The organism is Streptomyces globosus, from assembly GCF_003325375.1.
GTDB classification, from domain to species: Bacteria; Actinomycetota; Actinomycetes; order Streptomycetales; family Streptomycetaceae; genus Streptomyces; species Streptomyces globosus_A.
This window is the reverse complement of the sequence record NZ_CP030862.1, coordinates 3,142,826-3,163,430: the sequence shown is the minus strand read 5'-3', so window position 1 is coordinate 3,163,430 and position 20,605 is coordinate 3,142,826. Positions and strand designations below refer to the sequence as shown.

The 20,605-nt window shown below is 75.9% G+C and carries 21 protein-coding genes; 9 read left to right on the top strand and 12 right to left on the bottom strand.

Features of this window, described 5'->3' with window-relative positions:
- Nucleotides 1–11: 11 nt before the first annotated feature.
- The 3 genes from C0216_RS13740 to C0216_RS13730 all read left to right on the top strand — a co-directional run bounded on the left by C0216_RS13740 (nt 12) and on the right by C0216_RS13730 (nt 2,127).
- Nucleotides 12–683, top strand: coding sequence for a class I SAM-dependent methyltransferase (locus C0216_RS13740; protein WP_114055551.1), 672 nt, complete (start codon nt 12–14; stop codon nt 681–683).
- 104 nt (nt 684–787) lie between these two features.
- The gene (locus C0216_RS13735; RefSeq protein WP_114055550.1) at nt 788–1,210 is read left to right on the top strand and encodes a hypothetical protein; all 423 of its coding nucleotides are present in this window, start codon (nt 788–790) and stop codon (nt 1,208–1,210) included.
- Nucleotides 1,195–2,127, top strand: coding sequence for a trypsin-like peptidase domain-containing protein (locus C0216_RS13730; protein ID WP_162793194.1), 933 nt, complete (start codon nt 1,195–1,197; stop codon nt 2,125–2,127). Before C0216_RS13735 ends, C0216_RS13730 begins: the two co-directional genes overlap by 16 nt.
- On the opposite strand, the gene C0216_RS13725 is transcribed toward C0216_RS13730, so the two are convergent.
- On the bottom strand, nt 2,081–2,476 hold the full coding sequence (locus C0216_RS13725; RefSeq protein WP_114055548.1) for a hypothetical protein: 396 nt from the start codon (nt 2,474–2,476) through the stop codon (nt 2,081–2,083). The two genes, C0216_RS13730 and C0216_RS13725, sit on opposite strands and share 47 nt — an antisense overlap.
- 145 nt (nt 2,477–2,621) lie before the next feature.
- Nucleotides 2,622–3,170, bottom strand: coding sequence for an HXXEE domain-containing protein (locus C0216_RS13720; RefSeq protein ID WP_114058658.1), 549 nt, complete (start codon nt 3,168–3,170; stop codon nt 2,622–2,624).
- 124 nt (nt 3,171–3,294) lie between these two features.
- On the opposite strand from C0216_RS13720, the gene C0216_RS34985 reads away from it, so the two are divergent.
- Nucleotides 3,295–3,570: a hypothetical protein gene (locus C0216_RS34985; RefSeq protein WP_281277927.1), complete on the top strand. Its 276-nt coding sequence runs from the start codon at nt 3,295–3,297 to the stop codon at nt 3,568–3,570.
- Nucleotides 3,571–3,662: 92 nt separating this feature from the next.
- On the opposite strand, the gene C0216_RS13710 is transcribed toward C0216_RS34985, so the two are convergent.
- Complete coding sequence (locus C0216_RS13710) at nt 3,663–4,085, bottom strand: DUF350 domain-containing protein (RefSeq protein WP_114055547.1); 423 nt, start codon at nt 4,083–4,085, stop codon at nt 3,663–3,665.
- A 238-nt stretch (nt 4,086–4,323) separates the two neighbouring features.
- On the opposite strand from C0216_RS13710, the gene C0216_RS13705 reads away from it, so the two are divergent.
- From C0216_RS13705 to C0216_RS13695, 3 genes are all read left to right on the top strand, one after another.
- Nucleotides 4,324–6,207, top strand: coding sequence for an ABC transporter ATP-binding protein (locus tag C0216_RS13705; RefSeq protein WP_114055546.1), 1,884 nt, complete (start codon nt 4,324–4,326; stop codon nt 6,205–6,207).
- Between the two features lie 109 nt (nt 6,208–6,316).
- Nucleotides 6,317–6,700 (top strand): VOC family protein, encoded by a 384-nt coding sequence (locus tag C0216_RS13700; RefSeq protein WP_114055545.1) that lies wholly within the window; start codon nt 6,317–6,319, stop codon nt 6,698–6,700.
- A gap of 175 nt (nt 6,701–6,875) precedes the next feature.
- The gene (locus C0216_RS13695) at nt 6,876–7,376 is read left to right on the top strand and encodes a gluconokinase (protein WP_114058657.1); all 501 of its coding nucleotides are present in this window, start codon (nt 6,876–6,878) and stop codon (nt 7,374–7,376) included.
- Between the two features lie 40 nt (nt 7,377–7,416).
- Here the strand turns inward: C0216_RS13695 and C0216_RS13690 are convergent, their stop codons facing one another.
- The 5 genes from C0216_RS13690 to C0216_RS13670 all read right to left on the bottom strand — a co-directional run bounded on the left by C0216_RS13690 (nt 7,417) and on the right by C0216_RS13670 (nt 14,648).
- Complete coding sequence (locus C0216_RS13690; protein WP_114055544.1) at nt 7,417–7,650, bottom strand: hypothetical protein; 234 nt, start codon at nt 7,648–7,650, stop codon at nt 7,417–7,419.
- On the bottom strand, nt 7,647–8,501 hold the full coding sequence (locus C0216_RS13685; protein WP_114055543.1) for a hypothetical protein: 855 nt from the start codon (nt 8,499–8,501) through the stop codon (nt 7,647–7,649). Before C0216_RS13685 ends, C0216_RS13690 begins: the two co-directional genes overlap by 4 nt.
- A gap of 50 nt (nt 8,502–8,551) precedes the next feature.
- Nucleotides 8,552–9,688, bottom strand: coding sequence for a cytochrome P450 (locus C0216_RS13680; protein ID WP_114055542.1), 1,137 nt, complete (start codon nt 9,686–9,688; stop codon nt 8,552–8,554).
- Between the two features lie 315 nt (nt 9,689–10,003).
- Entirely contained in the window at nt 10,004–10,867 is an 864-nt protein-coding gene (locus tag C0216_RS13675) for a hypothetical protein (protein ID WP_114055541.1), read from the bottom strand.
- A gap of 196 nt (nt 10,868–11,063) precedes the next feature.
- The gene (locus C0216_RS13670) at nt 11,064–14,648 is read right to left on the bottom strand and encodes a S8 family serine peptidase (protein WP_246042528.1); all 3,585 of its coding nucleotides are present in this window, start codon (nt 14,646–14,648) and stop codon (nt 11,064–11,066) included.
- Nucleotides 14,649–14,809: 161 nt separating this feature from the next.
- Here C0216_RS13670 and C0216_RS13665 point away from each other — a divergent pair, with 161 nt between their 5' ends.
- Nucleotides 14,810–16,366 (top strand): MFS transporter, encoded by a 1,557-nt coding sequence (locus C0216_RS13665; RefSeq protein ID WP_428985425.1) that lies wholly within the window; start codon nt 14,810–14,812, stop codon nt 16,364–16,366.
- A 106-nt stretch (nt 16,367–16,472) separates the two neighbouring features.
- On the top strand, nt 16,473–18,125 hold the full coding sequence (locus C0216_RS13660; protein ID WP_114055539.1) for a GMC oxidoreductase: 1,653 nt from the start codon (nt 16,473–16,475) through the stop codon (nt 18,123–18,125).
- Nucleotides 18,126–18,193: 68 nt separating this feature from the next.
- Here the strand turns inward: C0216_RS13660 and C0216_RS13655 are convergent, their stop codons facing one another.
- From C0216_RS13655 to C0216_RS13640, 4 genes are all read right to left on the bottom strand, one after another.
- Nucleotides 18,194–18,673, bottom strand: a complete 480-nt coding sequence (locus C0216_RS13655) for a carboxymuconolactone decarboxylase family protein (protein ID WP_114058655.1) — start codon at nt 18,671–18,673, stop codon at nt 18,194–18,196.
- 5 nt (nt 18,674–18,678) lie between these two features.
- Nucleotides 18,679–19,761: an NAD(P)H-dependent amine dehydrogenase family protein gene (locus tag C0216_RS13650; RefSeq protein ID WP_114055538.1), complete on the bottom strand. Its 1,083-nt coding sequence runs from the start codon at nt 19,759–19,761 to the stop codon at nt 18,679–18,681.
- A 64-nt stretch (nt 19,762–19,825) separates the two neighbouring features.
- Complete coding sequence (locus C0216_RS13645; protein ID WP_114055537.1) at nt 19,826–19,948, bottom strand: DUF6126 family protein; 123 nt, start codon at nt 19,946–19,948, stop codon at nt 19,826–19,828.
- A gap of 28 nt (nt 19,949–19,976) precedes the next feature.
- On the bottom strand, nt 19,977–20,594 hold the full coding sequence (locus tag C0216_RS13640) for a helix-turn-helix domain-containing protein (protein WP_114055536.1): 618 nt from the start codon (nt 20,592–20,594) through the stop codon (nt 19,977–19,979).
- Nucleotides 20,595–20,605: the final 11 nt, after the last annotated feature.

Here is a 20,605-nt window from a genome sequence, read left to right as displayed (position 1 = left end):
TCTCCGGGAGCATGAGCGAGACCGCGTACCTGAGCTCCGTACGGGCGTCCTACGACGCCGTCGCCGTCGACTGCGCCCGGCTGCTCGGGACGGCCCTGGACGGCAGACCGCTCGACCGGGCCCTGCTCGCGGCGTTCGCCGAATCGGTTCGGGCCGGAGGGCCGCGGGGCGCGGCGGGCCCGGCGGTCGCGGACCTGGGCTGCGGGCCGGGCCGGATCACGGCGCACCTGAACCGGCTCGGCGTACGGGCGTTCGGCGTGGACCTCTCGCCCGCCATGGTGGCGGTGGCCCGGCGGAGCCACCCCGGGCTGCGGTTCGAGGTGGGCGCCATGGGCTCCCTGGACGTGGCGGACGGCGCCCTCGCCGGGGCCGTGGCCTGGCACTCCACCCTGCACACCCCGCCGGAGGAGCTTCCTTCCCTGTTCGGGGAGTTCGCCCGTGTCCTGGCTCCCGGCGGGCACCTGCTGCTCGCCTTCGGGGCGGGCGAGGGCCGGGTGCGCCTGGACCGCGCCTACGGGCATGCCGTCGACCTGACCGTCCACCGGATGCCCCCGGACCGGGTCGCCGAACTGCTGTCCGGTGCCGGGCTGGCGGAGTCGGCCCGGCTCGTCCGGCAGCCCGAGGCCGGCGAGGACTGCCCGCAGGGCTTCCTCCTGGCCCGCAAGGCCTCCCCCGCCGCTTAGCGCCTGTACGGAGTTGCCCCGCGGCGTGGGCCGTTCGGGCGGCTGTTCGGCGGGCCCGGGGCCGCCTGCGCCGGGATCGACGCGGGCGATGGCAGGAAGGTGGAATGGCCCTCCACCGACGCCGGCTCCTCGGCAGCGCGCCCGCCGCGGTCCTCGCGGCCGCCGGCGCGCGCCGCCCGCCGGCGGCCGGCCCCTCCCGCGGCCTCGGCTGCGCGGCCCCCGCCTGCGGGCTCGGCGGGCGCGTGGTCCTCCCGGGCGGCCCGGACGGCCCGGAGGCCCAGCCCTTGCCGCCGCGCCACGAGGGCATCGCCCCGGCCGCGGTCGCCTGCCCGGCGCGCGCCGGCGCCGCCTGCCCGGACTCCGCCTGCCGCTCCCGCGTGCCCGTCGCCCCCCGCGGCGGCGTGCTCGGGCCGAACCTCGCCCGGCGGCAGGCGGTGCGGCGCACCCGCGGCCCGGCCGGCTGTTCCGCCTGCCCCAGGCCGTCCGAACGAGGAGCACCGAGGAGTCCTGCATGCGACGAACGCTGACGGTGGCGGCGCTGGTGGCCGCCCTGCTGCTGCCCGGCGGGCCGACGCCCGTGGCCGAGGCCGGCAGCGGCCGGCCCGCCGCGACCGGCCGCTGGTCCGCCGAGGAGGCGGAACGGTTCTGGACGGCCGACCGCATGGCGTCGGCGGCCCCCGTCAACCCGGCCGGGCCGGACGCGGCCGCCGCAGCGGCCGAACCGGGCACGGGCAAGGACTTCGACGGGATCCCGTCGGTCGGCCGCATGTTCGTCATGAAGGACGGCGGCGCCTACTTCTGCACGGCGAGCGTGGTCTCCTCCCCCGGCCGGAACCTGGTGCTGAGCGCCGCCCACTGCCTGCTCGGCACGGACGCCCGCCAGGTGGCCTTCGTCCCCCGGTACACGGCCGGGAACCCGCAGCCGTACGGCATGTTCCCGGTGCTCCGCGACGCGCGGGGCCGTTCGAAGGTATGGATCGACCCGCGCTACCGGAGCAGGGGCGCCGACCTGGCGGCGACGCTGGACGTGGCGTTCGCGCAGGTCGGGCCGGACGCGGACGGCTTCGCGGTGGAGGACGTCGTCGGCGGCAGCCGGCTGGTCACGGGCGGGCCTTTCGTACACCCGGCGGTGACGCTGATCGGCTATCCGGCCTCCGCGGCGCGCCCGCGGCTGTGCGTGAACCGCACGACGCGGTTCACCAGCTCCGATCCGGGCATCCCCGGATCGTTCCTGCGGATCGACTGCACCGGCTACCCGGGCGGGACGAGCGGCGGCCCGTTCCTGGCGCGCTTCGACAAGCGGACCGAGACCGGCGACGTGGTGGGCGTGATCGGCGGCTGGAAGACCGGCGGGGACACCGCCGACACCTCCTACAGCCCGTACTTCGGCGCGGAGGTCAGGACGTTGTACCGACAGGCGGTTGCCGGGGCAGCGTCGGGGTGACCACCCGCACCCACCTCGTCCGCCTCGGGTTGCCGACGGAGCGGGGCAGGGCCGGGGCCTGCCCCGCCGTCAGCGGGTCGGCAGGCGGCAGGGCGAGCTGCCGGCGCAGGTCGGCGAGGGCGGCGTGGACGGGCGCCAGGATGACCTCGGCGCGCGGGTGGGCGTGCGCCAGCGCGTGCGCGGTGGTCTCGATGGCCTCGGCGGCGTCCTCGGCCGCCGTGCGGCTCCACCCGCCGGCCCCGGAGCCGCTCCAGGGTGCGACGGCGTCGTAGAGGTGGCACGCGGCATCGGCCGCGGTATCGGCCCGCTCCCCGACACCCGGCGCCGCGGTGATCGGCAACTGCTCCATGCCGCCTCAACGAGCGTCCCCCGCCCCGGGGAACGACCAACGGCCCGCGGATCGCCCGGCAACAGGGCGCAATGCCGCGGCCCGGGCTCTGGTGCCCCCGCGTCGGCCTCCGCGGCCATCCCGGGAGAGGACCGGTGCTCCGTGCTCAGCGGGTGCAGCGGAGTCTGCGCAGCAGCATCCGGCCCGCGATGTTCGCGCCCGCGGCGGCGGCCCCCGCGAGTGCGAGGCCCTGCAGCGCGTCCCGGGGCCGGGTGGGCCGGAGTACGCCGGCGCGGCGCAGCCGGCCGCGGGCCCACAGGCTGAACGGGACCACGACCAGCGGCGAGGTCACCACACCCGGCGTGTAGCCGCGGACGGCTGCGGCCTGACCCATGTGGACGAGGCCGTGCAGGCCGAAGCCGGTCAGCGAGGCCTGGTAGAAGCCGGACCGGCCGCCCGTGCGGTGGCCGTCGACCGCTGCCGCGCCGACGACGAGGGCCATCATGCCGACCGCCGCGGCGAACTCGCGGCCGTCCACGGAGCCGAGGCGGTCCCAGACGCGGTCGGGCAGCAGGCCCGGTCGGCGCTCGCGCAGTACCGGCACGTGCTCCCGGGACCAGCGGCCCATCGCCGCGACCTCTTCGACGTCGTGGAGGGCCCACGCGGCGAGCAGTCCGAGCGTGACAGAGGCCGTCACCTTGTTCGATTCCTTCATGGGGTTCAGTCTGCCGAGCCGCGGGCCGGGACGGGTGGTGTTGTCGGTCAACTGGCGTGTCCGCAGGGGCTGGTGTGACGGACGCGGGGCGCGGGCGGCGGCACATAGGCTGGTCGGATCATGAGTGATCGCGACGACGAGCCACGCAACAGCCCTCGCCCCTCCCGCCGCCGCCTCCTCCGGCCCGCCGCCGCGGGGGGCTCCGGGCCGGGCTCCGGGCCGCCGCCTCGCGGGCCGGGGTGGTTCACGGCGGCGCTGCGAGCACCGGCCCGCCCCGGTGGGGATCGCCCGGTACGCGCGGCGGTTCGAGGAGCCCTGGGCGCGGGTGCCGGCGGCGTGGCGGGCGGCCGCCGGGCTGCTGGCGGCGGGCTTCGGTGTGTTCGCGCTGGGGCTGGCCTGACGGGCCCCTGGACCGGCGGCCGGGGCCGTACGTGCGAGAGCGCCGCTCCCCTGCCGGGGGGCGGCGCTCTGCCGGTGCGGTCCGTCGGGCCGTCAGGCGATGGAGGCGGCGACGATCGCCGCGACCGACAGGTTGCAGCAGGCCGTCACCCACACCGCCGGGTGCGGCTGCGGGTCGACCACTATGGCGCCGAGCTTTCCGGGGGTGACCCAGTCCAGGACGACGAAGGCGATCGCCATCAGGACCAGGCCGAGCAGGCCGAACGCGGCCGTGGACATCAGGCCCTTGCCGAAGTCGTCGTACGTCGTCCAGATCGAGGTGAAGACGATGCCGCCGATGCCGAGGAGCGCAGAGCTGAGCGTGATCGCCGCGTTGCGGTTGCGCTCCTCCCAGATCAGCTTCGGGAGCTTCCCGGGCGTCAGCACGTCAACCAGGACGATGCCGAGGATCAGGAGGACCATGCCGAGCGCGCCGTAGGCGCTGGTGCGGCCGAGTCCGTCGATGATGTCGCTCATTGGGAAGCCTGTCTTCGCGGGGGTCGGGGATCGTCGGTACCGGAGTCGGGTGCCGGAGCAGTGGCCGAATCTATCGCACGCGCCCGCCGCGGACCATGGGCAGGTCGGCAACGGTGGGGAGCGGGCGGGATCCGCCTCCGTACACCCCCGGCCTGGGAGCCCCGACGGGGCCCGGGCCAGGGCGGGTTGGCGTACGGCGTTGACCTCAAGCGGGATCGAGGTCCTAGCGTTTCGCACCATGGACATGGAAGTCACCGCCTGGACCTCGATGCACGGCATGGTCAACTCCCGGCAGGAGCGCCGCCGGATCTCCCGGGCGAGCCTGCGCCGCATCGCCGCCTTCGCCCGCCCGCACCGCCGCAGGCTCGCCCTGTTCCTCGCCCTCAGCAGCGTGACCGCCCTGCTGGCGGTGGCGTCCCCGGTCCTCGCCAGCAGGGTCGTCAGCGCCGTCGTCGACGGCCGGGAGGCTTCCACCGTGGTGCGGCTCGCCCTGCTCATCGCCGTCGTCGCCGTCGCGGAGGCCGGGCTCGGGCTGCTCGCCCGGAGGCTCTCGGCCTCGCTCGGCGAAGGCCTGATCCTCGACCTGCGCACCGCCGTCTTCGACCACGTGCAGCGGATGCCGGTCGCCTTCTTCACCCGGACCCGGACGGGCGCGCTCGTCAGCCGCCTCGGCAGCGACGTGATCGGCGCGCAGCGGGCGTTCAGCAACACCCTCTCAGGGGTGGTCGGCAACGTGGTCACCCTGCTGCTGGCCCTGGCCGTCATGCTGGGCATCTCCTGGCGGATCACCCTGCTGGCGCTGCTCCTGCTGCCGGTGTTCGTGGTGCCCGCGCGCCGGATGGGGACGCGGATGGCGGCCATGCAGCGCGAGGCGGCCGCGCTCAACGCCGCGATGAACACGCAGATGACGGAGCGTTTCTCCGCTCCCGGAGCCACCCTCGTCAAGCTGTTCGGGCGGCCCGCCGACGAGTCCGCGGAGTTCGCGGCCCGCGCCCGCCGCGTCCGCGACATCGGCATCCGCACCGCGACGGCCCAGTCGGTGTTCGTCACCGCGCTCACGCTGGTCTCGGCGCTGGCCCTCGCCCTCGTGTACGGGCTCGGCGGCTACCACGCCCTGCGCGGCAGTCTCGACGCCGGCAGCGTCGTCGCCCTCGCGCTGCTCCTGACCCGGCTGTACGCCCCGCTGACCGCGCTGGCCGGGGCGCGCGTCGAGGTGATGAGCGCTCTCGTCAGCTTCGAGCGGGTCTTCGAGATCCTCGACCTCGAACCGCTCATCGCGCAGAAGCCCGGCGCCGTGGCGGTCCCGGACGGGCCGGTCTCCGTCGAGTTCGACCGGGTCTCCTTCGGCTACCCGTCCGCCGACAAGGTCTCCCTGGCCTCCCTGGAGGAGGTGGCGGCACTCGACAGCCGCGGCGGCACCCGGGTGCTGCACGAGGTGTCGTTCCGCGCCGAACCCGGCCGCATGGTCGCGCTCGTCGGCTCCTCCGGGGCCGGCAAGTCGACCATCGCCCAGCTCCTGCCGCGGCTGTACGACGCCGACGAGGGGTCCGTCCGCATCGGCGGCACCGACGTCCGGGACCTGACGGCCGAGTCGATCCGCGACACGGTCGGCATGGTGACGCAGGACGGCCACCTCTTCCACGAGTCCGTCCGGTCGAACCTGCTGCTGGCCCGGCCGGACGCGACCGAGGAGGAGGTGTGGGAGGCCCTGCGCCGCTCCCGGCTCGACGACCTGGTCGCGGCGCTCCCGGACGGCCTGGACACGATCGTCGGGGAGCGCGGGTACCGGCTGTCGGGCGGTGAGCGGCAGCGGCTGACGATCGCCCGCCTCCTGCTGGCCCGGCAGCGGGTGGTCATCCTCGACGAGGCCACCGCGCACCTGGACTCCACCTCGGAGGCCGCCGTGCAGGACGCCCTCGCCGAGGCGCTGTCCGGGCGGACCGCCGTCGTCATCGCGCACCGGCTCTCGACGGTGCAGGCGGCGGACCTGATCCTGGTCGTCGAGGACGGCCGGATCACGGAGCGCGGCACGCACACCGAACTGCTCGCCGAAGGCGGCCGCTACGCGGAGCTGTACCGGACCCAGTTCGCGGCGGGCGAGGACGCCCCGGCCGCGGTCTGACCGCCGGCACTGCTGCGAGACGCCCGGCCGGCGGGCCGCCGAGCGGCGGCGCACCGGCCGGGGGCGCATGATGCCGCAAGGACCCCGATCCCCACGCATGGAGCGAGCGATGGACATCAAGCTGGAACTGGTCGCCGTACCCGTCACCGACGTCGACCGGGCGAAGGCCTTCTACGAGCAGGTCGGCTTCCACGCCGACCACGACGTCACGGTCAGCGACGACATCCGGTTCGTGCAGCTGACCCCGCCCGGCTCTGCCTGCTCGATCGCGGTGGGGCGGGGCCTCACCCGAATGGCCCCGGGGTCGCTCGACAACCTGCAAGTGGTCGTCAAGGACATCGAGGAGGCCCACGCCGACCTCAGGGGACGGGGAGTGGAGACGACCGGGATCGAGGACCTGCCCTGGGGCTCGTTCGTCTACTTCACCGACCCGGACGGCAACCGCTGGTCCGTCCAGCAGACCACCCCGCGCACCGCCGCCGCCCGGCAGTGACCGCCTGACCCGCGGCACCGCAGGTCGCGTCCGGGGCGCCGTAACGTACGGGGAAACGGGCTTGACCGCGCCGCGAGGGCGGCGGGGGCGGCCGGGCGGCGAGGACGGCGGGGGTGGACCGGTGGCGGCGGACGGCGCGAGGAGCCCGGCGGGCGGCGGGCGCGTGGTGGTCGTGATGGGCGTGGCCGGGACCGGGAAGTCGACCGTGGGGCGGCTCCTCGCGGAGGCGCTCGGCGTCCCGTTCGAGGAGGGCGACGACCACCACCCGCCGGCGAACGTCGCGAAGATGTCCGCCGGGATCCCCCTGGACGACGGCGACCGCCGTCCCTGGCTCGACGCCATCGCCGCCCGGCTGCGCGAGCGGCCCCCCGGCACCGGCGCCGTGGTGTCCTGCTCGGCGCTCAGGCGCGCCTACCGCGACCGGCTGCGCGCGGCCGAGCCCGGTGCCGTCTTCGTGCACCTCGCCGGCGACCGCCGGCTGATCGGGGGCCGGATGGCGGCGCGCAGCGGGCACTTCATGCCCGCCGCCCTGCTGGATTCGCAGTTCGCGGCGCTGGAGCCGCTCGGTCCGGACGAGCCCGGTGTCGTCGTCGACGTCTCCGGCACCCCGGAGGAGACCGCGACCCGTGCTCTGGCGGTGCTCGCGGGGATGGATGAGGGCCCGCGCCGGTCCTGACGCCCGGCGGGGCCCCGGCCCTGCCGGACCGGCCGCGCCGTCAGCGCTCCCGGAGCCGGGCCGCGGCCAGTGCCAGCCCGTCCGCCGCGGTCGAGCAGCGCTCGGCGAGGGCCGCGACCTCGGCGCGGAACGGCGCCGCGGGAGGCCCCTGCTGTTCGAGCTCCCCGGCGGCGGCCCGCAGCCGGTCCGCGTGCACGCGCAGCGCCTCGCAGTGGGCGCGCAGGCCGTCGGCGGGGTCCGGTGCGGCCGCCCGGAGCCGGGCCGCGGCCGTCACCGGGCCCGCCAGGGCTGGACGAGGAGAAGGCCGCCCGTGCCGATGAGGCCGAGGGTGTGCACGCACCCGCGGTGGTCCGGCCTCGGTGCCGCGGCGGCGGCCCCGGCCGGTGTGCGGCGGCGCCGCGCCCTCCCCCGCCGGCGGCCGTGCCCGCGCCCGCCGTCCCGGTCGAAGAAGGCGCGTACGGCCGCCCCGAGCCCCTGGAGCGGTTCGGCGGTCACCGCACGCCCGGTCGCGACCTGCCAGCCGGCGTGGTCGTTGAACGGGTTCGCGTCCGTCAGCGCGTGCCAGGCGAACAGGTCGGCGAACGAGGGCGTCAGCAGGGCGAATGCCCGTTCCGCACCCTGCTCCCGCATGACGCGGCGGAATCCGCGCACGGCAGCCGCCTGCCGGTCCTCGTCCACGGCGCGCAGGATGGCCGCCCCGTCCGGGTCGGCGAGCAGCCCGGCGCGGTCCAGTCCGGCGGCCCGGATGCGGGCTTTCAGCCCGCAGACCGCGAGGCTCACGGCGAGGCTCTCCCGGCCGGTGAGGACGCCCGCGAGCCAGCCGGCCCGGGCGACGCCGCGGCCGCGCGGGGCCCAGCCCAGGCCGGCGGGGTCGGTGAGGGTGCGCAGCAGGGCGCGGCGGGCGCGCCTGCTCCGGCGGTGCCCGCCGGGCCTGCGGGGGCCGGCGCCGTCGGTGCGGGGCCGGCCGGGCCGGTGGGCGGGGAGGCGTGGCCGCAGGGCGAGTTCGGTGGCGAAGCGGGCGGCCTCGGCGACGGCGTCGGCGGCCTCGGCGAGTTCGCGGCACACGGCGCCCAGCAGCTCGGCGTCCGGTGCGGTGGACGCGGAGGAGTTCACGGCGTCGGACATGGGATCCTCGCGGGGAAGTCGGTGGCGGGAAGGGCGTCGCCGGCGGTGTGTCAGCGACGGGTGAGGGTGAGCCGGATGCCGCGCGGGTCGAGGACTGCGGGCAGCGGCCCGTGCGGGTCGAGCACCGGCCGGATGCCGGTGATGCGGCTGCGGCGCAGTACCTCGGCGCACAGTGCGGTGGTGATCAGCAGGCCCAGGCGGTCGCCGGGGCAGCGGCCGGGTCCGTGGCCGAAGGGGGCCATCCGGAGGTCCTCCTCCGCCCCGGGCGTCTTCCACCTTCCGGGGACGAAGACGTGGGCGGCGGGGACCTGTTCCGGGTCGCGCTGGTGGAAGTGGGCGGGGAGCAGGACGCGGGTCCCGGCCGGGTGGTGCACGCCCCGCCACACGGTCTCGGTGCGGGTGGTGCGGACGAGGTCGGGCACGGCCGGGTAGAGGCGGAGCGCCTCCCGTACGCAGGCCTGGAGCCGGGCCAGTGCGTGCGGGTCCGTGCGGGCGGCGGCCTCGGCGGCGGCGGCCGCCTGCTCGGCGGGGTGGGCGCCGAGCAGAAGCAGGGTGCGCAGCACGGTCGCGGGGACGCTGTCGAGGACGGGCGCCCAGGGGTGCGCGGGGCATCCGGGGCCGGGATGCGGGTGGCGTTCCGGGCGGTCGCCGGCGGGGTCGGGCTCGTGCTGCCCTCGGCGGTGCAGCAGCCGGCCGAGCAGGGAGGTGGCTCCGGCGGGGCCCCCGGGCGGGGCGGCGGGCCCGGCACCGGCGGCGGGGGCGAGCCTCCGGGCGGCCCTGGCGACGGCCTGCCGGAGGCGGACGAGTTCGAGGGTGGTGGCGGAGGCCAGCGGGCGTGCTTCTTCGGCCAGTACGGTCCGCAGCCCCTCCGCGGGCGGCAGCGCGGGGGCCGCCCCGCCGGGCGCCCCGGCGCCGGGGAGGTCGTAGAACTGCTGCATCTCGCGGCGGTCCAGCAGGACGAGGACGGGCCCGGAGATATCCTGGACCAGGACGGGCGCGCCGTGGCGGTCGCGCAGCTCCCGCAGCACCTCCGCCGGGAAGGCGGGGCGGGTGCCGGGAACGCTGCGGACGAAGAAGGGGAGCGCGCGGGTGGCGGCGAACCGGACGGACTCGGCCCGCCCGGCCCGCGGCGACGGCCCGCGCTGCCCGCGGGCGACGGCCCCTCGGGTCGTTCCGGGACCGGTCACGGCCGCACCGCCTCCCCCGGGTCGGCCCGCCGGCCGCCGCGGCGGCGGCCCTGTCCCCTGCGGGCCCTGTGGCCCGCGCGGGGCGGGTTCGGGAACGGTGCGCAGGGGGTGCCTCCGCGCGGTGGGGAACCAGCGGTGGGTGACATGGGGCTCACCGTACGTCGATCTTGGAGGGGGCGCGCTCCGAGCGTGCGCCCGTACGGCGGCCCCGGTCGCGGTGCAGGGCGGTGCGGGGCGGAAGCGGGGCCGTTCCCGGTACCGGTACGGGCGGCAGCCGTCCGGGCGACACGCCGCCGTGGCGGGGGGCGGTGCGGGTCAGGGGGCGGGCGGCGGCGCGAACACCGCCGCGCGGAACGCGGCGCGCGGCCGGCCGTCCCCGTCGGCGGGCAGCAGCACGGCCCAGCGCCGGCGGCGCGGGCAGACCCAGACCGCGGAGGCGTCCCCGTACGACCAGGTGCCGTGCGGTGCCGGGTGCCACAGCAGGCCGCGGGCGGGGGTGAGTTCGCCTGTGCGGATGCGCAGGGAGCCGTCGGTCCAGGAGCGGGCGACGGGGGTGTCGGAGGAGGAGACGAGGTGGGTGAGGAAGCGGGCGAGGTCGGCGGGGGTGGTGGTCAGGGAGCCGTCGGCGAGGCTCGTGCGGGTCATGCCGAGGGGCTGCCAGACCAGGGTGGCGGCGAGCTCTCCGAGCGGGGCGCCGCCGAGGTGTTCGGCGAGGCGGGTGAGGGCGGCGGCAGCGCCGTCGTGGGCGGGATTCCGGCGGGTGAGGAGCTGGTGGGCGGTGGTGCCCGGGGGGAGTCCGGCCGCGGCGCGGTCCCCGTAGGCGCGGAGCGGGGTGTGCAGCCCCAGCGCCTCGCCGGCGACGAGGCTGCCGAGGACGGGCCACAGGGCGAGGACGCCGGCCAGGCCGCCTGCGTCGTACGGGGCCTCCTCGGGCGGGACGGCCGGCGGGGCGGCGGCGTCCGCGGGCCGGCGGGGCGGGGCGGAGCCGGCGAGGGCGCCGTGCGGGCCGCCGGCCGCCCAGGCGGCCCGCACGGCGCCGGCCCGGTGCAATGCCTGCCGCACCCGTGCGGCCAGGACGTCCGCCTCGTGCGGGGGCGGGGCATCCGGTTCCGCGGGGGCCGGTGCCGGCCGCCCCGGCGGGTCCCCGGGCCGCTCGGCGGCGTCGCTCTGGAGCGTCATGGTGCCCCACGCTAACGACCGGCGGACCGGCCGCCCGGCCGCGCCGCTGCGCGGTGCCCGGCGGCCACCCGAATGCCCCTGCGGGATGCGGAGGGGGCGGGGCGCCGTGCGGCGCCCCGCCCCCGGGGTGTGTCACCTCACCGGACACGGGGTTCCGGTCAGGCGGGTGCTTCCGGTGCGGCGGGTGTGCCGACCGTCACCGGGCCCGGCCGGCCTGCGGTGCCTGGTCGGGGCGGTCCGTCACCCTCAGCGTGTTCACCAGCGGCTTGCCGAAGCCGGAGTGGGTCACGAAGCGGACGTTCAGCACGCCGTCCGTGACGGTCACCGTGTAGCTCCGCGTCAGGGCGGTGTAGTTGCCCGCCTCCAGCGCGATGTCCAGGGAGGGCAGCACCTCCCTGCCCTCGACGAGGACGTCGAAGACGCGCCGGTCCGGCTTGGCGGAGGACAGCTCCGCGAAGCCGAGCTCCACCGTGTACGTGCCGTTGGGCACGTTGTCGAAGCGGTACTCGTACATTCCCTCGCGGGCGTTGCGGAACATCCGCTGGTCGTCCGTGCCGGCGATGGTGCGGCCGGTGCTGCGCACCGCCGAGCTGCCCTGGTAGCCGTACGAGCCGGCGGTGTACTTGCGGTCCGGGGACCAGCTGTCGCCGAGGGCGTCGGTGGAGGCGTAGCCGGAGCCCGTGTCCAGGGCGGTCTGGTAGCGCGGGACGACGACCTTGACGGGGACCGTCAGGACGGGGCTGCGCCCGCTCACCGAGGTGATCTTCAGGTCGGCGGTGAGGACGGTGCCGGCGGCCAGGCCGGCGCTGTCCACGGCCAGGGAGACCGTGGCCCGGCCGCCCGTGGGCAGGGTGCCGGCCGACGGGGTGGCCGTCAGCCAGGGCGCGTCCTCGGCCACCGTGAAGTCCGTCCCGAGGCCCGGGTTGGTGAGGTCGAGGGTGCGGGTCCGCTTCTGGTCGGCCGGGAGGACGACCTCCACCGCGGGCCTGGCGGCGGTGACGCGGCCGGTGCGCAGCGACTGCGTGACCGGGGTGACGCCGGCGGCCTTGACGTCGACCGTGGCGGCGGCCGCCTCGTAGGCGGGCGCGGTGATGGAGACGGCCCGGGTGCCGGACGGGCTCTGGACGACGTACCCGCCGTCCGGGGCGGTCGTCGCCGAGACGGCGGCGTCGCCGGTGCCGACGGTGACGGTGGCGCCGGCGACGCCGTTGCCGTCGTTGGCGTCGAGGACGCGGCCGGTGACGACGCCGCTCTTGGTGGTGCGGAAGGAGATGGTCAGGCCGTCGCCGATGACGGGCGTGTTGAAGGAGTAGGCGAAGGCGTCGGTGCCCGTGGCGTTCTCCACCCCGACCGTGGCCGTGGAGCCGCCCTTGATGCCGGTGCCGCCGGTGCCGCGGTAGGAGTAGGTGACGGTTCCGTCCTCGCCGACGGTCGCGGAGAAGGAGAACCTGTCCGCCTGCGCCGACCAGTGGGAGACGTTGCGCCACTCGATGGTGAACTGCCGGTGCGGGGCGGTGCCCCTGACGGCGGTGAAGACGCCGGATCCGCTGCCGGCCGCGCCGACGACGAGGTCGTCCCAGAACGGGTAGAGGGCGGCGTTGGGGGTGGCGGTGCTCGGCAGGTCGCCGTTGATGTCGCCGGTGTGGGCGCCGCCGAAGCTGACGGTGCCGTTGGTGCCGATCCAGGCCTGGCCGTACGTCTTGCCGTACAGCGGCAGCGGGAAGGGCAGGTCGACGCGCTCGGTGGTGTTGTCGCCGGTCAGGGCGAGCTGCCGGTCCCCGGCGGGGTGGTCTGTGCCGGTGGAGGCGGCGCAGGCGTAGCCGTAGGCGTCGGTGCGCTCGGGCAGGGCGACCTCGACCGCGGTGTCGCCGGCGACGGTGGCGCGGGCGGTGCCGGGGCTCACACAGCGGGAGGAGTGGGTCGCCCGCAGGTCGTAGGTGCCGTGCGGCAGGGTGACCTCAAAGCGGCCCCGGTCGTCGGCGGTCGCGGTGACGGGCGTGTCCGCGATGGTGACGGTGGCGCCTGCGGCGGGCCCGGACGGCGCGGTGACGGTGCCGGTGAGCCTGCCGGAGGGGGCCTGGGTGAGGGTGAGGTCGCCGGTGGCGGTGGTGTTCTCGGTGACGGTCGCGGTCGCCGTCTCCTGGCCGTAGCCGAACTTGGCCGCGGTCAGGGTGTACGTGCCGACGGAGAGGGAGCGGAAGGCGTAGGTGCCGTCGGCGGCGGTGGTCGTCGTACGGCTGATCGGTCCGGCGGCGGTGACCTTGGCGCCGGCGACGGGGGCTCCGCCGGATGTCACGGTTCCGCCGAGGGCGCCGGTCGGGCCCCGGGGGGCGTTGGAGACGGCGGCGAGCGCGTCGAGCTTGCCCTCGCCGAAGACGTTGTTGTTGGCGGCGGTCCCGCCGCACTGGCCGTTGTCGGTGTCCTGGGCGGTGGTGCCGAGGAGCTGCTCCGTCTGGGCGATGTCGCCTTCGAGGGCGGGGGCGGCGGACCAGAGCAGGGCGACGGTGGCCGCGGTGTGCGGCGAGGCCATCGAGGTGCCGGAGAAGGCCTCGTAGGCGCCGCCGGGCACGGAGGAGCGGACGTTCACGCCAGGGGCGGCGATGTTGGGCTTGACGATGCCGCCGGGGCCCGCGCCGCGGGAGGAGAAGGAGGCGATGGTGCCGTTGACGTCGAAGGCGCCGGAGCTGTAGGAGGCGGCGTAGTCGCCGGGGGAGCCGCTGGTGGAGCAGCCGGGTCCGGCGTTGCCGTTGGAGAAGGCCGGGAAGATGCCGGCGGCCCGCCAGGTGTCGACGACCTGCCGGTACCAGTCGTCGTGGGCCGCGCTGCCCCAGGAGTTGTTGACGACGTGCGGGGCGAGATCGGGCCGCGGGTTCTGGCCGTTCAGGTCGGTCGGGGCGACGATCCACTGTCCGGCCGCGAGCAGCGAGGCCTCGGAGCAGGAGTTGGTCTCGCAGCCCTTGGCGGCGATCCACCTGGCGCCCGGGGCGACGCCGATCTTGTTGGCGCCGCCGTCGTCGCCGACCATCGTGCCCATGGTGTGGGTGCCGTGGTCGTTGTTGTCGCAGGGCGCGGCCGTGGGGCAGACGCCGGCGGGGTCGAACCAGTTGTACTGGTGGTCGAGGCTGCCGTCCGCGCTCCTGCCGCGGTACTGGCCGGCGACGGCCGGGTGGGTGTGGTCGACGCCGCTGTCGATGTTGGCGACGACGATGCCCTCGCCGCGCACGCCGAGCTGCTCCCACACCTGCGGGGCCTTGACGCGGTCGATGTTCCACTCGACGGCGTCGGCCGCGGCCTTCTCCCGCTTGCCCTCGGCGGGGCTGGGCAGGGTGATCCGGTCGTCGGCGTCGATCCGGGACACCTCGGGGCGCCGGGCGAGCGTGCCTGCGAGCTTCTCGGTGCCGACGACGCGGACCGCGTTGACGATCCAGAAGGAGGTGTACTCCGCCTTGGCGTTGTCCAGGGCCTTGCGGACCTCGGCCTGGGTGCGGGCGGCGTGGTCGCGCTTGGTGCGCAGAACCGTTTCCGCTTTGGCGGTCCGGGTGGTCTGGCGCGCGGCCGCCGTCAGATCGGCCGCACTGTCCAGGTAGACCCAGAAGACCGCTTTGGCGGAGTCGCCGAGCTGGGCGCGGAGCTTGGGCTCGATCTTGCGCTCGGCCGCGCCCGGGGACGGCGCGGGTTCCGGTGCGGCTGCGGCGGCTCCGGCGCCCAGGGGCAGGAGCAGTGCTGCGGTGAGGGCGGCCAGTGCCGCGCGTAAGGATCGTCGTGTGTTGCGTTGGGCCACGTGTGGTCTCCTCGTACGCCGTGTGCAGGTTGTGCGGATAAGGCGTGCGTGACGTGCGCGGTCATGGTGAAGGAGAGTCATGGCCATTACAAGAGCGCCTAACGAGCCGTATGTGCGCCCGCCGGGTGGCCCTTGCCCGCCCGGCGCGCGAGCCTGGGGACGTGACCGGTTCCGCACCCTCCGGGCCCGCTTCGGCGGGTAAGCCCGCCGCGCCGTCCGCCGCCGGCGGGGCCGCGGGCGGCGTCCCCCTGGCGACCGCGCGGGGGCGGTGGATCGTGCTGGTCACGGTGCTGGGCTCGACGATGGCCCTGCTCGACTCGACCGTCGTCAACGTGGCCCTGCCGCGGATCGGGGAGGACCTCGGCGCCGACCTGGCCGTCCTGCAGTGGACCGTCAACGCGTACCTGCTCACACTGGCCGGCCTGATCCTCGCCGGCGGCGCCCTCGGCGACCGGTTCGGGCGGCGCCGGATCTTCGTGCTCGGCGTCGCGTGGTTCGCGGCCGGGTCCCTGCTGTGCGGGCTCGCCCCGAACGCGGGCGTGCTGGTCGCCGCCCGGGCCCTCCAGGGGGTGGGCGGGGCGCTGCTGACACCCGGTTCGCTGGCCCTGATCCAGGGTTCCATCGCCCCCGCCGACCGCGCCCGCGCCGTGGGCCTGTGGTCCGGGTTCGGCGGGGTGGGCGCGGCCGTCGGGCCGTTCCTGGGCGGCTGGCTGGTGGACGGGCCCGGCTGGCGCTGGGTGTTCCTGCTGAACGTGCCGCTGGCCGCGGTGTGCGTACCGGCCGCCCTGCGGCACGTGCCCGAATCCCGCGACCCGGCGGCGCACGGCCGGTTCGACGTGCTCGGCGCCTTCCTCGGCGCAACCGCCCTCGCCCTGCTGACGTACGCGCTGATCGAGGCCCGGTCCGGGGCCGCGCTGGTGACCGCCTCGGCCGTCGGCGCGGTGCTGCTCGGGGCCGCGTTCGTGTACGTCGAGCGGAGGCGGGCCCGCCCCATGGTGCCGCCGGACATCTTCGCGTCCCGGCTGTTCACCGCGGTCAACCTGGTCACCCTGTGCGTGTACGCCGCGTTCGGCGGCTTCTTCTTCCTGGTGGTGCTCCAGCTCCAGGTCGTCTGCGGGTACTCCGCCCTCGCCTCCGGGGCGGCGCTGCTCCCGCCGACCGTGCTGATGCTGCTGCTGTCGGCGCGGTCGGGCGCCCTCGGGGAGCGGATCGGGCCCCGGATCCCGCTCACCGTCGGCCCGCTGCTGTGCGCCGGGGGGATGCTGCTGATGCTGCGGGCCGGGCCGGGCGCCCCGTACGCGACGGACGTGCTTCCCGCCATGGTCGTCCTGGGCCTCGGCATGGTGACGCTGGTCGCTCCGCTGACGGAGGCCGTACTGGCCTCGGTGGACCCGGGCCGGGCGGGCCTGGCCAGCGGCATCAACAACGCGGTCGCCCGCGCGGCCGGGCTGCTGGCGGTGGCCGCGCTCCCCCTGCTGGCCGGAATGGGCCCGGAGGCGTACCGCTCGGCGGACCTCTTCGACGAGGCGTTCGGGCGCTCCATGGTGTGGTGCGCGGCGGTCCTGGTGGCGGGCTCCGCCCTGGCCTGGACGACCGTGCGCCGCCCGCGGCCCGCCGCCCCGTGCCACCCGCAGTGCCGCACCCACTGCTCGCTGGCCGCTCCCCCTCTGGAGCCGCCGGCCGGGGGCACGGGCTCAGCGCCCCCTCCCGCCGCCTGACCCGCGCGCCTCCCCGGCGGCCCGGAAGTTACCGGGACGCGTGTCGTGACTTCACTCGCAGCTGGCAGTAGAACTCGTTGCACCGCCAGAGAGTGAGGAACGTCACATGAGCCACCACCCCCCGCACGGAAACGGATCGCCGGGGATCTCCCGGCGCGGATTCATCGCTGGAACAGGTTCTCTTCTCGGTGCCGTGGCGCTGTCCGCCACCGCCACCGCCCCCGCCCGGGCCGCTGCACACCCCGCGACCGCGGCCGGCCCCCTCGTGTCCGGGGCGCACGTACCGGTTCTCGTGATCGGCACCGGCTACGGCGGCTCCGTGGCCGCGCTGCGGCTCGCCCGGGCCGGGGTCCCCGTCCACATGGTGGAGATGGGCATGGCGTGGGACACGCCCGGACCGGACGGCAAGATCTTCTGCCACACCACCAGCCCCGACCGCCGCTCGTACTGGCTGCGCACGCGCACCAGGCAGCCCCTCAGCAGCTTCCTCGGCTTCCCCCTCGACAAGGACATCCCCCGCTACACCGGGATCCTCGACGCCGAGGAGCTGGGTGGGATCACCGTCTACCAGGGCCGCGGGGTCGGCGGCGGCTCCCTCGTCAACGGCGGCATGGCCGTCACCCCCAGGCGCTCCCACTTCGCCGCCATCCTGCCTACGGTCGACGCCGGGGAGATGTACGCGACCTACTACCCGCGGGCCAACGCCGAGCTGGGCGTCGGCCTCGTCGACCCGGACTGGTTCGACTCCGCGGCCTGCTACCAGTACGCGCGTGTCGGCCGCAGGCACGCCCAGCGCGCCGGGTTCCCCTTCGTGTTCGTGCCCGACGTGTACGACTGGGACTACATGGAGCAGGAGGCGGCCGGGACCGTCCCGAAGTCGGCGGTCGCCGGGGAGATCCTCTACGGCAACAACCACGGCAAGAAGTCCCTCCAGCAGACCTACCTCGCCCGGGCCGCGGCCACCGGCCGGGTCACCGTCTCGGCCCTCCACCGGGTCACCTCCGTCGCGCCGGCGCCGGGCGGCGGCTACACCGTCGCCGTCGACCAGCTCGACACCGGCGGCGCGACCACCGCCGCCAAGACGGTGACCGCGGACCGCGTCTTCTTCGCCGCGGGCAGCGTCGGCACCAGCAAGCTCCTCGTCAGGCTCCGGGCCACGGGCGCCCTGCCCGGCCTGAACGGCGAGATCGGCCGGCACTGGGGCGAGAACGGCAACGTCATGTGCGGCCGCGCCAACCACCTGTGGGACCCCACGGGCCGGGTGCAGGCCGCCATCCCCTGCGGCGGCATCGACAACTGGGACGCCGGCGGCGCCTTCGCCGAGGTGGCACCCCTGCCGACCGGCATCGAGACGTACGCCTCGTTCTACCTGTCCATCACCCGCAACCCGCACCGCGGCCGCTTCACGTACAACGCGGCGACGGGCGCCGTCGAACTCGACTGGCAGCGGGCCTGGAAGCAGCCCTCCATCGACATGGCGAAGACGATCTTCGACCGGATCAACGCGAAGGAGGGCACCATCTACCGCTCCGACCTGTTCGGCGTCGGCAGGGTCTGGGGCGACCACCTCACCTACCACCCGCTCGGCGGCGCGGTCCTCGACAAGGCCACCGACAACCACGGCCGCCTCCACGGCCACCCGGGCCTCTACGTGATCGACGGCGCGCTGATCCCCGGGAACACCAGCGTCAACCCGTTCGTCACCATCACCGCGCTCGCCGAGCGCAACATCGAGCACATCATCGCCAACGACCTGTAGCGCGGCCCGCCCCCGCGGACGACGACCGGGGCCGCCCCACCGGCCGGCCCCGCACCGCCGCCGCCCCGTCAGTGCCCGGGCAGCACGCACACGCTGTCGAGGCCCAGCACCCGGTTGAGCCGGCCGAACGCGAGCCACGAGCCGATGCTCATGGTCAGCTCCACGACCTCCACCTGGCTGTAGTGCGCGCCCATCCGCTCCCAGAACCCGTCGTCCAGGCCGTGGTGGTCGAGGACGTACCGCTCCGCGTACTCGGCGGCCAGCCGGGTCTTCTCGTCGAAGCGGTCCGTGGTGCGCCACTCGGCGACCGCGTCCGCGAACTCCTCCTCGACCTTCCGCCCGTCGCGCTCGGTGCGCCAGTCGAGGCAGAACATGCAGCCGTTGATCTGCGCCACGCGCAGCCGCGCCGCCTCGAACTCCCGCAGCCCCAGCGTGGTGTGCGCGTACACCGCGAGGGAGAAGCCGGCGGCGGCCGGCCCGATCCCGGGGACCATGTCGCCCCACACGTACTCGATCGGGTGCCGCCCCTCGGGGACGTCGATCCTCATGTCCGTCATGCCCGTTCCCTTCCGAGTCTGCCGACGGCGGGGCGCAGCGGCACGTCGAGGGCGTCGTAGAGGCCGGGTTCGGCGTCCGCGAGCCAGTCGATCGCGCCGACCAGGCGGCCGACGGCGGTGGCGTTGCCTCCCGCGGACCGGTTCGCGCCGTCGTCCTCGGCCTCGACGGTGACCTCGATCCGCGGCCGGCCTTCGATGACGACGCGGTGCGCGCCGTCGCCGCCGCCCGGCGGCAGCGGCCAGTCCGGGGCGCAGGAGGGGTGGATGCGGGTGACGTGCTCGATGACGAGGCGTGGCTCGCCCGCGACGACGCCCTGCACCTCGAAGCGGACGGCGCCCTGCGTGCCGGCCTCGAAGACGCCCATGGAGCGGGTGGCTACGGTCTCCTCCAGGGGGCGGCGCTCCACCGTCTCCCGGATCGCGTCGAGTTCGACGCCGAGGGCGCGGGCCATCATGCGTATCTGCCCGCCCCACACCATGGTGGGGACGGACGGCAGGAGCATCATCGGCTGGTGGTCCATGGGGCGGCCCATGCCGACGAGGTCGCGGACGGAGTCGGGCTGGTCGTACGTCGAGTAGTCGAAGACCTCCTGGCAGCGGATGGCGTCGACGTCGGTGCCGAGGCCGCTGAGGAGCACGGGCAGCACGTCGTTGCCCCACCCCGGGTCGACCCCGGAGGCGAACAGGGAGCCGCCGCCCTCCGCGACGGCGGCGGCGACCGGCTCGCGGAACCCGGGCGGGGCGTTGCGGTGGTCGTAGAGGGGGTAGAGGGCCGGGGTGACAACGACGGCGCCGGCGCGGATCGCGCGGGTGACGTCGGCGAGGGCGGCGTCCGGGCGGGTGTCGCCGGTCGCCGCGTAGACCACGGCGCGCGGCCGTGCGGCCAGGACCGCCTCGATGTCGTCGGTGGCCGTGATGCCGGTGTCGCGGTCGAGCCCGCACAGCCGGCCGGCGTCGCGGCCGACCTTGTCGGGATGGTGGACGATGACGCCGGCCAGGCGCAGCGCCGGATGGGCTTCGACGGCGCGGATGGCCAGACGGCCGACGTTGCCGGTGCCCCAGACAACCGTGGGAATCATGCGCGGAGGGTAGCGGTGCGGCCCGGAGGTTCCCAGAGCCGTGCGCGGACGGCCGCGCGGGTTCCTACTGGTTCTGTCCGCCGAGCAGGAAGAGGAGGTAGACGAAGAAGGCGAAGAGGTGGCCGACGAAGAGGTAGGCGATCAGCCGGATCAGCAGGCCGCGCGGGAACTTGAACTGCTGGCGCATGGGTCGGGGCTCCTTGGCTTCGGCTTGGTCAGGGGTGGGTGGTCGCGCCGCCGCCCAGGCACACCCCGGCGAGGGTGCTCTGGAGCAGGGTGTGCACGAAGAGCAGATCGGCGCCGGCCGCTGAGGCGGCAGCGATGCGGTGCGGGGTCAGCGAGTCGAAGTGGGCGCTGTCGCCCGGGTCCAGCAGGTACTCGGCCTCGCCCAGGTGCAGCCGCAGCCGGCCCCCGAGGACGTACAGCCACTCCTCGCCGGGGTGGACGCGGACCAGCTCGCCCTGGCTGCGGCCGTGCGGGACGTGCACGCGCAGCGCCTGCATGCCGCGGCCGGAGCCGCCGGCCCGCCAGTACGTCCAGCCGTCGGCCTCGCGGGCGCCCGGACCGCCCGCGCGTACGATGGGGTCGGGCACGGCCGGGGTCTCGCCGAGCAGCTCCGAGACCGTCGTGCCGTAGGTGCGGGCGAGGCCGAGCAGCAGCGGCAGCGAGGGCTGCCGGCGGCCGGTCTCCAGGCGGGAGAGGTGGGCGGGCGAGAGCCGCGCCCGCGCGGCGGCGGCCTCCAGGGTCAGCCCGGAGCGGCGGCGCAGCTCGCGCAGCTGCGGGGCGACCGCGGGCAGCTCGCCGGCTCCCGGGTCGGCGGGACCAGGTGTCATGTGCCGATTGA

Coding starts and splice junctions, on each gene's coding strand:
- C0216_RS13740 (WP_114055551.1), top strand. CDS start 12: ATGAGCGAGACCGCGTACCTGAGCTCCGTACGGGCGTCCTACGACGCC.
- C0216_RS13735 (WP_114055550.1), top strand. CDS start 788: ATGGCCCTCCACCGACGCCGGCTCCTCGGCAGCGCGCCCGCCGCGGTC.
- C0216_RS13730 (WP_162793194.1), top strand. CDS start 1,195: ATGCGACGAACGCTGACGGTGGCGGCGCTGGTGGCCGCCCTGCTGCTG.
- C0216_RS13725 (WP_114055548.1), bottom strand. CDS start 2,476: ATGGAGCAGTTGCCGATCACCGCGGCGCCGGGTGTCGGGGAGCGGGCC.
- C0216_RS13720 (WP_114058658.1), bottom strand. CDS start 3,170: ATGAAGGAATCGAACAAGGTGACGGCCTCTGTCACGCTCGGACTGCTC.
- C0216_RS13710 (WP_114055547.1), bottom strand. CDS start 4,085: ATGAGCGACATCATCGACGGACTCGGCCGCACCAGCGCCTACGGCGCG.
- C0216_RS13705 (WP_114055546.1), top strand. CDS start 4,324: ATGGACATGGAAGTCACCGCCTGGACCTCGATGCACGGCATGGTCAAC.
- C0216_RS13700 (WP_114055545.1), top strand. CDS start 6,317: ATGGACATCAAGCTGGAACTGGTCGCCGTACCCGTCACCGACGTCGAC.
- C0216_RS13695 (WP_114058657.1), top strand. CDS start 6,876: ATGGGCGTGGCCGGGACCGGGAAGTCGACCGTGGGGCGGCTCCTCGCG.
- C0216_RS13685 (WP_114055543.1), bottom strand. CDS start 8,501: ATGTCCGACGCCGTGAACTCCTCCGCGTCCACCGCACCGGACGCCGAG.
- C0216_RS13675 (WP_114055541.1), bottom strand. CDS start 10,867: ATGACGCTCCAGAGCGACGCCGCCGAGCGGCCCGGGGACCCGCCGGGG.
- C0216_RS13660 (WP_114055539.1), top strand. CDS start 16,473: ATGAGCCACCACCCCCCGCACGGAAACGGATCGCCGGGGATCTCCCGG.
- C0216_RS13655 (WP_114058655.1), bottom strand. CDS start 18,673: ATGAGGATCGACGTCCCCGAGGGGCGGCACCCGATCGAGTACGTGTGG.
- C0216_RS13650 (WP_114055538.1), bottom strand. CDS start 19,761: ATGATTCCCACGGTTGTCTGGGGCACCGGCAACGTCGGCCGTCTGGCC.
- C0216_RS13645 (WP_114055537.1), bottom strand. CDS start 19,948: ATGCGCCAGCAGTTCAAGTTCCCGCGCGGCCTGCTGATCCGGCTGATC.
- C0216_RS13640 (WP_114055536.1), bottom strand. CDS start 20,594: ATGACACCTGGTCCCGCCGACCCGGGAGCCGGCGAGCTGCCCGCGGTC.